Origin of the sequence: Caulobacter sp. LjRoot300 (assembly GCF_964253875.1) — a bacterium.
Taxonomy (GTDB): domain Bacteria; phylum Pseudomonadota; class Alphaproteobacteria; order Caulobacterales; family Caulobacteraceae; genus Caulobacter.
On sequence record NZ_CAXUSA020000003.1, the window covers coordinates 306,044 to 320,990 of the forward strand.

Annotated in this window: 11 protein-coding genes and 1 pseudogene; 8 read left to right on the top strand and 4 right to left on the bottom strand. The window is 70.5% G+C overall.

What is annotated here, in order from left to right:
* Positions 1 to 128: 128 nt before the first annotated feature.
* From ACSQ2G_RS11550 to ACSQ2G_RS11585, 8 genes and pseudogenes are all read left to right on the top strand, one after another.
* Positions 129 to 707, top strand: a complete 579-nt coding sequence (locus tag ACSQ2G_RS11550; protein WP_436030973.1) for an ANTAR domain-containing response regulator — start codon at positions 129 to 131, stop codon at positions 705 to 707.
* On the top strand, positions 704 to 1,843 hold the full coding sequence (locus ACSQ2G_RS11555) for a CmpA/NrtA family ABC transporter substrate-binding protein (protein WP_436030975.1): 1,140 nt from the start codon (positions 704 to 706) through the stop codon (positions 1,841 to 1,843). Before ACSQ2G_RS11550 ends, ACSQ2G_RS11555 begins: the two co-directional genes overlap by 4 nt.
* Before the next feature lie 392 nt (positions 1,844 to 2,235).
* Positions 2,236 to 3,459 (top strand): nitrate/nitrite transporter, encoded by a 1,224-nt coding sequence (locus tag ACSQ2G_RS11560; protein WP_436030977.1) that lies wholly within the window; start codon positions 2,236 to 2,238, stop codon positions 3,457 to 3,459.
* A gap of 25 nt (positions 3,460 to 3,484) precedes the next feature.
* Positions 3,485 to 5,941 carry a nitrite reductase large subunit NirB gene (gene nirB / locus ACSQ2G_RS11565; protein WP_436030979.1) on the top strand — a complete coding sequence of 819 codons (2,457 nt, stop codon included), beginning with the start codon at positions 3,485 to 3,487 and terminating at the stop codon, positions 5,939 to 5,941.
* Positions 5,938 to 6,294 carry a nitrite reductase small subunit NirD gene (gene nirD / locus ACSQ2G_RS11570; RefSeq protein WP_436030981.1) on the top strand — a complete coding sequence of 119 codons (357 nt, stop codon included), beginning with the start codon at positions 5,938 to 5,940 and terminating at the stop codon, positions 6,292 to 6,294. The genes nirB and nirD overlap by 4 nt, the downstream gene beginning before the upstream one ends.
* Positions 6,287 to 8,980, top strand: coding sequence for a nitrate reductase (locus ACSQ2G_RS11575; RefSeq protein ID WP_436030983.1), 2,694 nt, complete (start codon positions 6,287 to 6,289; stop codon positions 8,978 to 8,980). Before nirD ends, ACSQ2G_RS11575 begins: the two co-directional genes overlap by 8 nt.
* Positions 8,973 to 9,731 carry a uroporphyrinogen-III C-methyltransferase gene (gene cobA, locus ACSQ2G_RS11580; RefSeq protein ID WP_436030984.1) on the top strand — a complete coding sequence of 253 codons (759 nt, stop codon included), beginning with the start codon at positions 8,973 to 8,975 and terminating at the stop codon, positions 9,729 to 9,731. Before ACSQ2G_RS11575 ends, cobA begins: the two co-directional genes overlap by 8 nt.
* Before the next feature lie 135 nt (positions 9,732 to 9,866).
* Positions 9,867 to 11,196, top strand: a pseudogene (locus ACSQ2G_RS11585) (DUF5690 family protein).
* Here the strand turns inward: ACSQ2G_RS11585 and ACSQ2G_RS11590 are convergent.
* The 4 genes from ACSQ2G_RS11590 to ACSQ2G_RS11605 all read right to left on the bottom strand — a co-directional run bounded on the left by ACSQ2G_RS11590 (position 11,193) and on the right by ACSQ2G_RS11605 (position 14,870).
* Complete coding sequence (locus ACSQ2G_RS11590) at positions 11,193 to 11,738, bottom strand: DUF1697 domain-containing protein (protein ID WP_436030986.1); 546 nt, start codon at positions 11,736 to 11,738, stop codon at positions 11,193 to 11,195. The pseudogene ACSQ2G_RS11585 and the gene ACSQ2G_RS11590 overlap by 4 nt on opposite strands.
* Positions 11,739 to 11,801: 63 nt before the next feature.
* Positions 11,802 to 12,965: a cystathionine beta-lyase gene (gene metC / locus ACSQ2G_RS11595; protein WP_436031952.1), complete on the bottom strand. Its 1,164-nt coding sequence runs from the start codon at positions 12,963 to 12,965 to the stop codon at positions 11,802 to 11,804.
* A gap of 212 nt (positions 12,966 to 13,177) precedes the next feature.
* Complete coding sequence (gene sseA / locus ACSQ2G_RS11600; RefSeq protein WP_436030988.1) at positions 13,178 to 14,029, bottom strand: 3-mercaptopyruvate sulfurtransferase; 852 nt, start codon at positions 14,027 to 14,029, stop codon at positions 13,178 to 13,180.
* 268 nt (positions 14,030 to 14,297) lie between these two features.
* The gene (locus ACSQ2G_RS11605) at positions 14,298 to 14,870 is read right to left on the bottom strand and encodes an N-acetylmuramoyl-L-alanine amidase (RefSeq protein WP_436030990.1); all 573 of its coding nucleotides are present in this window, start codon (positions 14,868 to 14,870) and stop codon (positions 14,298 to 14,300) included.
* Between the last annotated feature and the right edge of the window lie 77 nt (positions 14,871 to 14,947).

A 14,947-nucleotide genomic window follows, 5' to 3' on the forward strand; every position in this document is an offset into this window, starting at 1 on the left:
GTCTTGCCTGCTCGTTTGGCGCCGCTATTTCGGGCAGGCTGTGCAAATACCAGGCTGATTGAGCAACTCCGACCCCGATGAACCTTCGCCGCTCCCACCGGTCGCCGGACGGCCTTAGGGCGAAGGGCATGCGCGTCCTCGTCATCGATCCCGATCCCGCGCGCGCCGCCCTCGTGGCCGAGGGGCTCGCCGGCGTGCAGCCGCTGGAGGTGCGCCGCGCGGCCGTGTTCGACGAGCGCGAGGCCGCGGCCTTCGCCCCCGACGTGGTGGTGATCGCCGCCGACAGCCCCGATCGCGACACCCTGGAAAGCCTGCGCGAGGCCGGCCAGCACAACCCGCGCCCGGTGGTGATGTTCGTCGACCGTTCCGAGCCGGGCCTGGCCGAGCAGGCCGTGCGGGCCGGGGTCGCCGCCTATGTGGTCGACGGCCTGGCCCCGAGCCGGGTGCGCTCGATCCTGGACGTGGCCATGAGCCGCTTCGCCCTGACCCAGCAGCTGCAAGGCGACCTGGCCAAGGCCAAGGCCGACCTGGAATCGCGCAAGACCGTCGAACGGGCCAAGGGGCTGCTGATGAAGGAGCGGGGCCTGGACGAGGACGGCGCCTATCGGCTGCTGCGCAAACTGGCCATGGACCGCGGCAAGCCGATCGGCCAGATCGCCGCCGACCTGCTGGCCTTCGCCGGCGTGCTGAAGGGCGACGCCTCGTGAGCGGACTGGCCGACCTGACGCTGGGATTCATCCCCCTGACCGACTGCGCGCCGCTGGTGGTGGCCAAGGCGCAGGGCTTCTTCGCCGAGGAGGGGCTGGAGGTGGCGCTGAGCCGCGAGGCCTCGTGGGCGACCATTCGCGACAAGGTCGCCTTCGGCGCACTGGACGGCGCCCACATGCTGGCCCCGATGGCCCTCGCCCCCATGGGTCTGGAGGGCGGATCGATGCTGGCCCCGCTGGCCCTGAACCAGAACGGCAGCGCCATCACCGTCTCGACCCGGCTGGCGGCGATGATGAGCGAGGCCGACCCCGGCGCCCTGGCGGCGCCGCTGGTCACGGCCCAGGCCCTGGCGGCCGTGGTCGCGCAACGACGTGGGCAGGGCGCCCCGCCGCTGACCTTCGCCGTCGTCTTCCCGCATTCGATGCACAACTACTTCCTGCGCTATTGGTTGGCCCAGGCGGGAATCGATCCCGACCGCGACGTGCGTCTGGTGGTTACGCCGCCGCCGCGCATGGTCGAGCACCTGCGCGCGGGCGAGATCGATGGCTTCTGCGTCGGCGCGCCGTGGAACGCCGCCGCCGTCGACGAGGGCCTGGGCGAGTCGCTGATCAAGGCCTCGCAGTTCTGGCCGGGCGGTCCGGACAAGGTGTTCGGCGTTACGGCCGCCTGGGCCGCGGGCCATGGCGACGAGCTGCGCGCGGCCCTGCGCGCCCTGATCCGCGCGGCGGCCTGGGCCGACGAACCGGGCAATCACGCCGAACTGGTGGCCCTGCTGTCGCGGCCGGACCATGTGGGTGTCGAGCCCGAGATCGTGGCCCGGGCCCTGAAGTCCGAGATCGTCTTCCATCGCGACGCCGCCGGACTGCCCCGGCGCGAGCACGCCCTGTGGTTCCTGTCGCAGATGGCGCGCTGGGGGCAGGTCGGGCCGGACTTGGACTTGGCCGCCGTCGCCGACCGCGTCTATCGCCCCGACCTGTTCCGCGAGGCGGCGCTGTCGCTGGGGCCGGTGGTCGAGCCGGCCCAGGTGTTCGCCGACGCGGCGCCCCCGTCCTCGGCCCTGTTCGACGGCGCGCCGTTCGATCCGGCCGACGCGCGCGGCTACGCGGCGTCGTTCGCGGTGGGGCGGACGGGTTAGGTTCCACATCGGAACATCCCGGGGCGTTCGCCCCCACGTCCGCCAATCAGCCTGACCTCTTTAGATCAAGCCGCCAACAGACAAGGATGACGGGGAGGAGGTGACGGGCTGCGCTACGGCGGCGAGTCCATCGATCCCGACGCATCGAGCCTGCTCGTTTTGCTCATGTTTCAAGCAGCGCTGCCGCCTAATTGCTGAGCAACTGGACGATGGGGCCTGGATCGCACTGCATCGCAGCATAGCGCGTGACTCCGTCCGGCTTCCGCGCCTTCACTGGGATCAGGCCTCCGGACAACGACGTTCGTGGCTGCCAGAGACGACCGCTCGGATGCGGTCACCCGCCTGGGGCGCTCGCGCCCCGCTCTCGCAGACACCTACATCCGAGGCGCTCCATGATCTCGCGTGATTTCCTGAAGGCCGGCCACACGCCGACCCTGTTCGCCGCCTTCCTGTATTTCGACCTCAGCTTCATGGTCTGGGTGATCCTGGGCCCGCTGGGCGTGGCCATCGCCAAGGACTTCCACCTGGATCCTGCCCAGAAGGGCCTGATGGTGGCCATCCCGGTCCTGGCCGGCGCGCTGCTGCGCCTGGTCAATGGGGTGCTGGTCGACCGCATCGGCCCCAAGAAGACCGGCATGATGGGACAGCTGATCGTGCTGACCGGCCTGGTCCTGGCCTGGTTCCTGGGCATCCACAACTATCACCAGGTGCTGGCCCTGGGCCTGGTGCTGGGCGTGGCCGGCGCCTCGTTCGCCGTCGCCCTGCCGCTGGCCTCGCGGTGGTATCCGCAGGAGCACCAGGGCCTGGCCCTGGGCATCGCCGGCGCCGGAAATTCGGGCACGGCCCTGGCCGCCCTGTTCGCGCCGATCCTGGCCAAGACCTTCGGCTGGCAGAACGTGATCGGCCTGGCGGCCATCCCGCTGGCAGTCGCCTTCGTCGTCTACATGCTGCTGGCCAAGGACGCCCCCGAGCAGCCCGCGCCCAAGAAGCTGGCCGAGTACCTGGACGTGCTGAAGGTTCCGGACGCCTGGTGGCTGATGCTGCTCTATGCGGTGACCTTCGGCGGCTTCGTCGGCCTGGCCTCGTCCCTGACCATCTATTTCAACGCCGAATACGGCCTCTCGCCGGTGGTCGCGGGCTTCTTCACCGCCGCCTGCGTGTTCGCCGGATCGTTCGTCCGTCCGGTGGGCGGGGCCCTGGCCGACCGCTTCGGCGGCGTGCGGACCCTGAGCTTCGTCTTCGCCCTGGCCGCCCTCGGCCTGGTCGTCGCCAGCTTCCAGATGCCCTCGGCCTATGTCGCCCTGGCGGTGCTGATGTTCTCCATGCTGGCCCTGGGCGCCGGCAACGGCGCGGTGTTCCAACTGGCGCCCCAGCGGTTCCGCAAGGAGATCGGCGTCATGACCGGTCTGATCGGCATGACCGGCGGCGTCGGCGGCTTCTACCTGGCCTCCAGCCTCGGCATGGCCAAGAAGATGACCGGTTCCTACCAGATCGGCTTCCTCGGCTTCGCGGCCCTGGCGGTGTTCGCCCTGGTGGCCCTGCACAGCCTGAAGGCCCGCTGGCGCGCCGTCTGGCCGACCCTGCACGGCGACTCCGCCGCTCCGGTTCGCGTCTGATCCTTTTCTCCCTGTGAGCAAAACCATGACCAAGGAAAAGCTGGTCGTCATCGGCAACGGCATGGCCGGTTGCCGGGCGGTCGAGGAAGTCCTCAAGCGCGATCCCGACCGCTACGAGATCGCCATCTTCGGGACCGAGCCGCGGGTGAACTACAACCGCATCATGCTGTCGCCGGTGCTGGCGGGGGAGAAGTCCTTCGCCGACATCGTGATCAACGACGAGGCCTGGTACGCCGACAACGGCATCGCCCTGCATGCCGGGCGGGCCGTCACGGCGGTCGACCTGGAAGGCCGCAAGGTGGTCGCCGAGGGCGGGCTGGAAGTTTCCTACGACAAGCTGATCCTGGCCACGGGCTCCGATCCGTTCCGCCTGCCGCTGCCGGGCATCGACCTGAAGGGCGTGGTCACCTTCCGCGACCTGGACGATGTCGACGCCATGGTCGCCGCCTCCGGCAAGCCGGGCGCCCGCGCCGTGGTCATCGGCGGCGGCCTGCTGGGCCTGGAAGCCGCCTACGGTCTGGCCCGGCGCGGCATGTCCGCCACCGTCGTCCACCTGATGGACGTCCTGATGGAGCGCCAGCTGGACGAAAGCGCCGGCTTCCTGCTGCGCGAGGCGCTGCTGGAGCGCGGCGTCGAGACGGTGATGGGGGCTCACTCCGAGGAGATCGTCGGCGAGGACGGCCGGGTCACGGGCCTGAAGCTGAAGGACGGCCGCGTCCTGCCGTGCGACCTGCTGGTCATGGCCGTGGGCATCAAGCCCAACGCCGCCCTGGCCCGCGCCGCCGGCCTGGCCGTCAATCGCGGCGTGGTCGTCGACGACGCCATGCGAACCTCCGATCCGGCCGTGTTCGCCGTGGGCGAATGCGCCGAGCACCGAGGCAATTGCTACGGCCTGGTCGCGCCGATCTGGGAGATGTGCCGCTCGCTGGCCGAGTCGATGACCGACGGGGAAGGGGCCTATGAGGGCTCGGTCCTGTCGACCCGCCTGAAGGTCTCGGGCGTCGACGTGTTCTCGGCCGGCAAGTTCGCGGGCGGCGAAGGCTGCGAGGACATCGTGTTCCGCGACGCCGGCCGCGGCGTCTACAAGCGCGTGGTGATCGAGGACGGCAAGGTGGCCGGCGCGGTGCTGTTCGGCGACGCGGCCGACGGCAACTGGTACTTCGACCTGATGCGGGCGGGGACCTCGGTCACCGACATCCGCGAAACCCTGATCTTCGGCCAGGCCATCACGGAAGGGCTGTCCGGCCTGGACCCTAACGCCGCCGTTGCGGCCATGCCCGACACGCAGGAAATCTGCGGCTGCAACGGCGTCTGCAAGGGTTCGATCGTCTCGGCCATCACCACCCAGGGCCTGACGACCCTGGACGACGTGAAGGCGGTGACCAAGGCCTCGGCCTCGTGTGGCTCGTGCACGCCGCTGGTCGAGCAGGTGCTGAAGCTGACCCTGGGCGACGGCTTCAAGGAACAGACCGGCCCCAAGCCGATGTGCAAGTGCACGCATCACCCGCACTCGGACGTCCGCAAGGCCATCGTCGAATACGAGCTGAAGTCCATGCCCGCGGTGATGCAGGCCATGGAATGGACCACGCCCGACGGCTGCTCGTCGTGCCGTCCGGCCCTGAACTACTACCTGCTGTGCGCCTGGCCGTCCGAGTATCGCGACGACAAGCAGTCGCGCTACATCAACGAGCGGGTCCACGCCAACATCCAGAAGGACGGCACCTATTCCGTCGTTCCGCGGATGTGGGGCGGCATGACCACGCCCGACGAACTGCGGGCCATCGCCGACGTCGCCGACAAGTTCGCGATTCCTGCGGTCAAGGTCACCGGCGGCCAGCGCATCGACCTGCTGGGCGTCAAGAAGGACGACCTGCCGGCCGTCTGGGCCGACCTCAACGCGGCCGGCATGGTCAGCGGCCATGCCTACGCCAAGGGCCTGCGCACGGTGAAGACCTGCGTCGGCAGCGACTGGTGCCGGTTCGGCACCCAGGACTCCACCGGCCTGGGCATCCGCCTGGAGAAGTTCCTGTGGGGCTCCTGGGCCCCGGCCAAGGTCAAGCTGGCGGTGTCGGGTTGTCCCCGCAACTGCGCCGAGGCCACCTGCAAGGACTTCGGCGTGGTTTGCGTCGACAGCGGCTACGAGATCCACATCGGCGGCGCCGCCGGCCTGCACATCCAGGGCACCCAGGTGCTGACCCGGGTGGCGACCGAGGACGAGGCCGTCTGGGTGATCGCCGCGGCCATGCAGCTCTACCGCGAGGAGGGCTGGTACCTGGAGCGGGTCTACAAGTGGATGGCGCGCGTGGGTCTGGAGAGCATCCAGGCCCAGGTCACCGATCCAGAACAGCGCAAGGCCCTCTACGACCGCTTCGTGTTCTCGCAGCGCTTCGCCCGCATCGACCCGTGGGCCGAGCGCGTGGCCGGCCGCCACACCGAGGAATTCACCCCCATGAGCCGCCGGATGGAGTTCGTCCCCGCATGAACGCCCATGTCAAAGTCCCCGTCTGGGTCGATGTCGGCGCCGTGACGGACGTGCCGCGCCGCGGCGCCCGCCGGGTGCCCAGCCCGCGCGGCGACATCGCCATCTTCCGCACCGGCGACGGCGAGGTGTTCGCCCTGATGGACGCCTGCCCGCACAAGGGCGGACCGCTGAGCCAGGGCATCGTCCACGGCCGGGCGGTGGCTTGTCCGCTGCACAACTGGTCGATCGACCTGGCCTCGGGCGAGCCGATGGGCGCCGACAAGGGCAAGGGCTGCACGCCGGTGGTGCCGCTGGAGGTCCGCGACGGCCGCCTGCTGCTGAGCCTCCCAATGAGCGTCGACGCCCATGGCTGACGGCGGGGCCGCCTCGCTCGTCAAGACAACCTGCCCCTATTGCGGGGTGGGCTGCGGCGTGTCGGGCGCGGTCGGCCAGGCGCCGTCCTCGGACGGCCGGGCCTTGTCGGTGGCCGGCGACGTGGCCCACCCCGCCAACCTCGGCCGCCTGTGCTCCAAGGGCACGGCGCTGGGCGCGACGGTGGGGCTGGAGGGCCGGCTGCTGGAGCCGACGGTCAACGGCAAGGCCGCCAGCTGGACCGACGCCACGGCCCTGGTCGCCAAGCGGTTCAGGGACACCATCGCCAAGCACGGCCCCGACAGTGTCGCCTTCTACGTCTCGGGCCAGATCCTGACCGAGGACTACTACGTCGCCAACAAGCTGATGAAGGGCTTCATCGGCTCGGGCAATATCGACACCAACAGCCGCCTGTGCATGGCCTCGGCCGTGGCCGCCCACAAGCAGGCGTTCGGCGCCGACCTGGTGCCCGGCTGCTACGAGGACCTGGACCTGGCCGACCTGGTGGTGTTCAGCGGCCACAACGCCGCGTGGACCCATCCGGTGCTGTTCCGGCGCATGGAGGCGGCGAAAGCGCGCGGCCAGAAGCACGTGGTGATCGACCCGCGCCGCACCGACACCGCCGAGGGCACCGACCTGCACCTAGCCATCGCCCCGCAGAGCGACGTGCGGCTGTGGAACGGCCTGCTGGCCCACCTGATCCGCATCGACGCCGTCGACCGCGACTACATCGCCGCCCACGTCAACGGCTTCGACGCCGTCGAGGCGGCGCTCGCGGAGCTCGACCAGTCGCCCGCCGCCGTGGCCGCCGACTGTGGTGTGGCGCTCGACGATTTGCTGAGCTTCTACAAACTCTTCGCCGACAATCCCAAGACGGTCAGCCTGTTCTCGATGGGCGCCAACCAGTCGGCCCAGGGCACGGCCAAGGGCCTGTCGATCCTCAACGTCCACCTGGCCACCGGCCGGATCGGCAAGCCGGGCGCCTGCCCGTTCTCGATCACCGGCCAGCCCAACGCCATGGGCGGGCGCGAGACCGGCGGCATGGCCAACACCCTGGCCGGCCACATGGACTTCGCCCCGGTCGACCGCGACCGCGTGGCCCGCTTCTGGGGCGCGCCCGACACTGCCCGGGCCCCGGGGCTGAAGGCCGTCGAGATGTTCGAGGCCATCCACGCCGGCAAGATCAAGGCGGTCTGGGTGATGGCCACCAACCCCGCCGTCAGCCTGCCTGACGCCGGCCGCGTGCGCGAGGCGCTGGAGCGCTGCCCGTTCGTGGTGGTGTCCGACTGCGTCGACACCGACACCACCGCCTTCGCCGACGTCAAGCTGCCGGCCCTGGCCTGGGGCGAGAAGGACGGCACGGTCACCAATTCCGAACGCCGGATCTCGCGCCAGCGGGCGCTGTTCCCCGCGCCGGGCCAGGCGCGCGCCGACTGGCGGATCATCGCCGACGTCGCCCAGGCCATGGGCTTCGACGGCTTCGGCTGGAGCAGCCAGGCCAGTGTATTCCGTGAATGGGCTCGCCTGACCGCCTACGAGAATACCGATCGCGTTCTGAACCTGACCGGCCTTTCGGCTTTGACGCCAGAGTCTTACGCCGGACTCCTGCCAGTCCAGTGGCCGGTGGCGGCGGACGGCCGGGGCACGCCGCGCCTGTTCGTGGACGGCCGCTTCCAGACGCCCGACGGCCGCGCCCGCATGGTCCCGACCCGGCCCAAGGGGCCGGCCGACGCGATGGACGCGGCCTATCCGATGTCGCTGAACACCGGCCGGATCCGCGACCAGTGGCACACCATGACCCGCACCGGCCTGGCGCCTGACCTGTGCCGCCACGCGCCCGAACCGTTCGTCGAGGTCCATCCGGCCGACGCCGAGGCCCTGGGCGTCCAGGACGGCGTCCTGGCCCGGGTGACCACCGTGCGCGGCGAGGCCGTGGCCCTGGCCAAGATCACCGAGCGCCAGCGGCCCGGCGGCCTGTTCATGCCGATGCATTGGACCGACGCCTTCGCGCCGTCCGGCCGCTCCAACCACCTGATCGCGCCCAATCTCGACCCCACCTCCGGCCAGCCGGAGTTCAAGCACACCCCCGCCCGGCTCCGCCCCTATCGCGAGACCTGGAAGGGTTTCTTCCTCACGCGGGACAGCCTCGCCCTTCCGTCGGGTCTGGACCTCGTCTGGCGGCGCATCCCTCAGGACGCCTGCCAGCAACACGAGTTCGCCGGCCGAGGCGACGAAGTCGAGCGCGCCGCCTTGCGCAAGGCCTTGTCGAAAGGCCTTGTCGGCGAACTCGTGACCTATGAGGACGCCGCCACGGGCGCGCGGCGCGACGCCTGGCTGCGCGACGGCCGGTTGGTGGCGGTCCTGTACACCACCATCAGCGGTCGCCTGCCGCCGCGCGACTGGCTGGCCGAGCTGTTCGCCGAGCCGGAACTGAGCCAGGACGCCCGCTCGGCCCTGCTGTTCGGCCGTCCGCCCGGCGCGCCGGTCGACAAGGGGCCGCTGGTCTGCGCCTGCCTGAAGGTCGGCGCCCGCGCCGTGCAGGCGGCCATCGTCGCCGGGGCCGCCAACCCCGACGCGGTGGGCGCGGCCACCGGGGCGGGGACCAACTGCGGGTCCTGCCGTCCCGAGATCGCCCGGATGATCGCCGCGACCGTCGCCGTTCCCGCAAAGGAGCCCGCCCATGTCTGACGCCGCCCAAGTCCTGCTCGTCGGCGCCGGTCCCGGCCCGGTCGACCTGATGACCGTGCGAGCCGTGCGCGCGGTGGAGAGCGCCCAGGCGCTGCTCTACGACGCGCTGATCAGCGACGAGGCCATCGCCCTGGCCCCGGCCGGCTGCGTGCGCATCCAGACCGGCAAGCGGGCGGGCAAGCCCAGCATGCACCAGGACGAGATCAACCGCCTGATGCTGCGCCTGGCGCGCAAGGGCTTGCGCGTCGTGCGGCTGAAGGGCGGCGACCCGTCGGTGTTCGGCCGGGTGGGCGAGGAGTCCGCCTTCCTGCGCGAGCACGGCGTCTCGGTCGAGGTCGTGCCCGGCGTCACCGCCGCCTGCGCCGCCGCCGCCCAGTTCGGCTTCCCCCTGACCCATCGCGGCGAGGCCCGGCGGGTGGTGTTCACCACGGCGCGGCTGGAGGCCGGAACGCTCAGCGGCGACTGGAGCGCGGCCAGCGACCCGGAGGCGACCCTGGCGGTCTATATGGGCGGCGAGGTGGCCCAGGCCCTGTGCGAGCGGATGATCGCCGCCGGCCGCGCGCCCAGCACCCCGGCGGTGGCGGTGGAGCAGGCTGGCGGGGCGAACGCCAGAATCTACCACGGCACGCTGGAGACCTTGGGCGACCGGCTGGACAGCCACGGCGGCCCGGTGGTGATCGTCGTCGGCGAAGTGGCGGCCCAGGCGCTGGGTGCGGCGGAGGAAGACGCGCCCGTCGCGCGCACGGCCTAGCGGCGCCGGGGACATGCCCTTGGGCGTGTCCCCATCCGCCTTCGCGGATCGGAAGGGGGACACGCCCAAGGGCATGTCCCCGGCCGTGCGACGGATGGTCTTGACGGATGCGCCTGTTCGGCCCGCCCATGGGGGATGCTGAACGCGCAACCGACTCAAGGCCCCATCGCCCGCGCCCTGGCCAAGGCGCCGCCGTGGGCGTTCGCGCTGTACGGCGGGTTGGCGGCCTTCGCGGCCTATTTCTCGATGTTCGCCTACCGCAAGCCGTTCACGGCGGCCCATTACGAGGCCATGGCCGGCTGGCCGTTCGCCATCGACTTCAAGGTGGCCCTGGTGATCGCCCAGGTCGCCGGCTACGCGGTCTCGAAGATCATCGGGATCAAGGTGATCTCGGAGATGCGGCCCGAGCGGCGCTGGCGGGCCATCCTGGTGCTGATCGGCGGGGCCGAGCTGTCTCTGCTGGGCCTGAGCCTGGGTCCGGCTGTCGCCGGCCCGCTGGCGCTGTTCGTCAACGGCCTCTGCCTGGGCATGATCTGGGGGCTGGTGTTCGGCTTCGTCGAGGGGCGGCGGCTGTCGGAGGTGCTGGGGGCCATGCTGTGCGCCAGCTTCATCCTAGCCTCGGGCGGTGAAGTCGGTGGGCAAGAGCCTGCTGTTGCAGGGCATCGACGAACGCTGGATGCCGGCCCTGACCGGCCTGCTGTTCACGCCGCTGCTGCTGCTGGCCGTGGCCGCCCTGACCCAGCTGCCGCCGCCGTCGCCGGCCGACGAGGCCGCCCGCGTGCGCCGCGCGCCCATGGACGCCAAGGCCCGCGCGGCCATGTTCGCGGCCCACGCGCCTGCCCTGGTCCTGCTGGTGCTTGTCTATGTGCTGCTGACGGCGCTTCGGGACTTCCGCGACAACTTCGCCGCCGAGATCTGGGCCGAACTGGGCTTCAAGAACGCCGCGGCGATCTTCTCGCTGTCCGAGATCCCGGTCGCGGCCATCGTGCTGGTCGGGCTGGGCGTGCTGAGCCTGGTGCGCGACAACCGCCGGGCCGTTGGCTTCAACTTCGCCTTCGTGGCCCTGGGTTTCGCCTTGCTGGGCCTGGCGACCCTGGGCCGGCAGGTCGGCCTGCTGGGCCCGGTGGCCTGGATGGTCGCCACGGGGGCGGGGATCTACATGGCCTACACGCCGTTCAACGGCATGCTGTTCGACCGGCTGATCGCCGCCACCGGCCAGGTGGGGACGGCGGGGTTCCTGATCTATGTCGCCGATTCCTGCGGCTATGTCGGCAGCGTCTCCCTGCTGCTGGCCCGTTATTTCGCCAGGCTGGAGCTGGCCTGGAGCGGCTTCCTGGCCGGCGCGGCCTACGGGACCTCGGTGATCGGCGTCGTTGGCGTGGGGCTGGCCTGGATGCTGCTGCGGTTGCCGAGGGGTGGGGCGGCTCAGGCGCCGCGTCCGATCGCGGCGGAGACGGCCGACTAACCCTCGCCCAGCATCTCGGCCAGCGCCAGGACCGCGGTCCAGCTCCGACCGGTGATCCGCGCGCCAAGCGTCTTTTCGACCAGGCCGTTGGTCAGTTTCGAGCCGCCGATCCCGTCCGGATAGATCGCGTAGAGCTGGCGGCTTTCGGCGCGCACCTGCTCGCGGCCGCGGATCGCCGCGCGCAGGGCGCCGATCGCCTTCTTGTCCGGCGTGTCCTTCAGGAACAGGGTCATCAGCCAGCCGGGGTCCTGGGCCGCGAACTCGGGGAACGGGTTGGCGGCGACCAGGGCGCGCCAGGCGTCGGCGGTGCGCACATAGACGTCGGTGCGCAGCGCGAACCGGTCCATCAGGGCGGTCTCGATCTGGGTCTGCAGCTCGGCGCCCGTCTGTTCGCCGCTGGCGAACACCAGGTCGCCGACCTTGGGGCCGGTGCGCACGCTGGTGTGGCCCAGCTCGGTCAGCAGGGCGGCCAGCTCATCGGCGGTGACCAGTCGGTTTCCGGCGGCGTTGACGCCGCGCAGCAGGGCGATGTGGACGGTCATGGTCGAGGCCTTTCGAACGAGGCGGTTGTCTAGACCTTCACGACCGCGCCGTCGCGGTTCGATTTAGGCCCTGGCCAGGGCCGCGAAGCCGCGCTCCAGGTCGGCGATCAGGTCGGCCGTGCTCTCCAGGCCGACGTGCAGGCGCAGCAGCGGGCCTTCCAGGTTCACGGGAATGGCGCGGTTCTTCAGCTGCGGGTCGCAATGGATGGCCAGGCTTTCGTAGCCGCCCCAGGAAAAGCCCAGGCCGAACAGGTCCAGCGCGTCGAGGAAGGCGTGGACGGCCTTCTGCGAGCAGGGCTTCAGCACCACGCCGAACAGGCCGCAGGCGCCGGTGAAGTCGCGCTTCCACAGGGCGTGGCCGGGGTCGGTCTCCAGGGCCGGATGCAGCACGCGGGCGACCTCGGGCCGGCCCTGCAGCCAGCGGGCGATCTCCAGCCCCTTGGCCTGGTGGACGGGCAGGCGGGTGGCCAGGGTGCGCAGGCCGCGCAGCACGGTATAGGCGTCGTCGGGCGACACCGACCAGCCGATGTCCCACATCGCGTCGCCCAGCTGGTTGCCGATCACGTTGTCGGCGGTGGCGGCGCTGCCCATGAAGACGTCCGAATGGCCGCCGACATATTTGGTCAGGGCCTGAACGCTGATGGTCACCCCATGGGCCAGGGGCTTGAAGTAGAAGCCGGCCGCCCAGGTGTTGTCGATCATCGTCAGCACGCCGCGGGCGTTGGCGGCCGCGGCGATGGCCGGGATGTCCTGCATCTCGAAGGTCAGCGAGCCGGGCGCCTCCAGCAGGATCATCCGGGTGGCCGGCGTGCACAGGGCCATCAGGGCCTCGGGCGACAGGGCCGGGTCATAGTAGGTGGTCTTGACCCCGAATCGGGCCAGCACCCGGTCGCAGAACCGGCGGGTGGGCTTGTAGGCGCTGTCGACCACCAGGATCTCGTCGCCGGCCTTCAGCAGGGCCAGCATCACGCCGGTGATCGCCGCCAGGCCCGACGGATACAGGGTCACGTCGGGCGAGCCCTCCAGCTCGGCCAGGGCCAGCTGCAGGTTGGCCGGCGAGGACAGGCCGGTGATGCCGTAGGTCAGCTGGCTGTCGTCGTACAACGAGGCGGCGTTGGGCATCAGCACCGTCGAGCCGCGCTGCACTGGCGGATTGACCGTGCGGGCCAGCACCGAGCCGCCCTTGGGCGGGGCGCCCTTGCGGACCAGGCGGGTTTCTTCATCCAGGGGCATGGGGGACTCGGGCGGCTACGGCACGCTTTCGTTTAAGGCGCGGGAGCGAGGCGGTTCAAGGCCTCAGTTCCTCCCCCTGTGGGGGAGGTGTCGCCCACCGGGCGACGGAGGGGGGAGTTTTGAGACGGCGGCATCACTGATCGAGGTCGTATCACTCCCCCCACCGGTCGCTGCGCGACCACCTCCCCCATGGGGGGAGGGTCTGGCTAAGCCACGCCCGTCGCCACAGGCACGTCGTCGCGGCCGCCCCATTCGGTCCACGAGCCGTCATAGACCGCCGCCCGGGGCTTGCCGAGCCGGGCCAGGGCCAGGGAGACCACGGCGGCGGTGATGCCCGAGCCGCAGGTGGTGGCGATCGGCCGGCTAATGTCGATCCCCGCGGCCTCGAACACGGCGGCCAGCCTGTCGGCCGGCAGCATCGTCCCGTCGGCGGCCAGCAGGGCCGACAGCGGCACGTTGCGCGAGCCGGGAATGTGGCCGCCACGCAGGCCGGCGCGGGGCTCGGGATCGCGGCCTTCGAAGCGGCCGGCGGCGCGAGCGTCGATCACCTGCTCGCGGCCGGTCTCCAGGTTGCGCTTCATCTGGTCCAGCGAGCGGACGATGTCGGCCTGGTAGCGCGGGGTGAAGTGGCGCTCCTGCGGCGTGACGGCCAGGTCCTCGACAGGGCGGCCCTCGGCGATCCACTTGGGCAGGCCGCCGTCCAGCACCACCACGTCCTCGTGGCCCATGGCGCGGAATTCCCACCAGACGCGGGCGGCGGGCAGGATGCCGCTGGTGTCGTAGACGACGATTTTCGACCCGTCGCCCAGGCCCAGCTTCTTGACCCGCGAGGCGAACTTGATCGGCGAGGGCAGCATGTGCGGCAGGTCCGAGGTCTCGTCGGCGATCTCGTCGATGTCGAAGAACACCGCGCCCGGAATGTGGGCCAGGTCGTACTCGGCCTTGGGATCGCGCTTGGCGGCGGGCATGTGCCAGGAGCCGTCGACGATCCTGACGTCGGGCGCATCAAGGTGCTCGGCCAGCCAGGCGGTCGAGACGAGGGGATCGGCGTGGGTCATGGCAAGGCCTTTCGGGGTCTGACTCGCCCCTTCGAGAAGGCCGGCAAGATCACGCGATCGGCGTGGCGGGGCAAGGCTTTGCGGGGTGGAGGGGGATCAAAAGTCTGCCTCTCAACATTGTCATCCCGAAAAGCGCGTAGCGCTTGTCCGGGACCCAGGTGAACCGCAAGGCCTTTGCCCAGTCCCCTGGGTCCCGGACAGCCTCTGCGAGGCTTCCGGGATGACAACCGTGGGGGCTTTGAACTTTGGGAAGCCGCGCCGCCCCTCCTTACGGATGGTGCTCCGCCAAGGAGTGCTCGCCGGCCTCCTCGAGGATCTTGTCCTGCACGCGCTGGATGACGTCCCACTTCCTGACGTTCTTGCCGGGGCAGGCGTGGGTCGTGGCGGGGTCCTCGCGGTGCAGTTTCATGCCGGCCGGGGCCAGGCCCAGCACGGCCGAGAGGGCGGCCATGGCGGCGACGGCGTTGTCGCGCACCGCCGCGCCACGGCCCTTGTCGAAAGCGTCCTTGTCGTAGTCGCCCAGCATCTCCAGGCCCAGGGCGATGCTGTTCCAGCTGGGCGAATGAACGCCCGACACCGTCAGCGGCGTGAACACCCAGATCTGCTTGTCGTCGACGAACAGGTGCGGCCCCGCGCTCCATTTGCGGTCGTCGCGATAATAGGCCTCGAGATTGGCGATGTGGGTCCGGGTGAAGCCTTGCGGCCTCTGAGCCAGGGAAGGCGCGCCGGTGTTGTGCAGGACGATGAACTTCGGCCGCCAGGCCGACCAGGTCAGGGTTTCGCAGTAGGTTTCGAACGACTCCGGCGTGAAGCTCCTGCCCACGATTCCCTTCCAAGCCATTCGGCCCTCCTCATCGAGATTGGGACGATCCTGCACTGTAAGGTTGAATGATGCAACTTTGCTATTCAGCGTGCGCG

Bases quoted from the DNA above. Each gene is read 5' to 3' on its own strand.
- ACSQ2G_RS11550 (WP_436030973.1), top strand. From the start codon at position 129: ATGCGCGTCCTCGTCATCGATCCCGATCCCGCGCGCGCCGCCCTCGTG.
- ACSQ2G_RS11560 (WP_436030977.1), top strand. From the start codon at position 2,236: ATGATCTCGCGTGATTTCCTGAAGGCCGGCCACACGCCGACCCTGTTC.
- nirB (WP_436030979.1), top strand. From the start codon at position 3,485: ATGACCAAGGAAAAGCTGGTCGTCATCGGCAACGGCATGGCCGGTTGC.
- nirD (WP_436030981.1), top strand. From the start codon at position 5,938: ATGAACGCCCATGTCAAAGTCCCCGTCTGGGTCGATGTCGGCGCCGTG.
- ACSQ2G_RS11575 (WP_436030983.1), top strand. From the start codon at position 6,287: ATGGCTGACGGCGGGGCCGCCTCGCTCGTCAAGACAACCTGCCCCTAT.
- cobA (WP_436030984.1), top strand. From the start codon at position 8,973: ATGTCTGACGCCGCCCAAGTCCTGCTCGTCGGCGCCGGTCCCGGCCCG.
- ACSQ2G_RS11590 (WP_436030986.1), bottom strand. From the start codon at position 11,738: ATGACCGTCCACATCGCCCTGCTGCGCGGCGTCAACGCCGCCGGAAAC.
- sseA (WP_436030988.1), bottom strand. From the start codon at position 14,029: ATGACCCACGCCGATCCCCTCGTCTCGACCGCCTGGCTGGCCGAGCAC.
- ACSQ2G_RS11605 (WP_436030990.1), bottom strand. From the start codon at position 14,870: ATGGCTTGGAAGGGAATCGTGGGCAGGAGCTTCACGCCGGAGTCGTTC.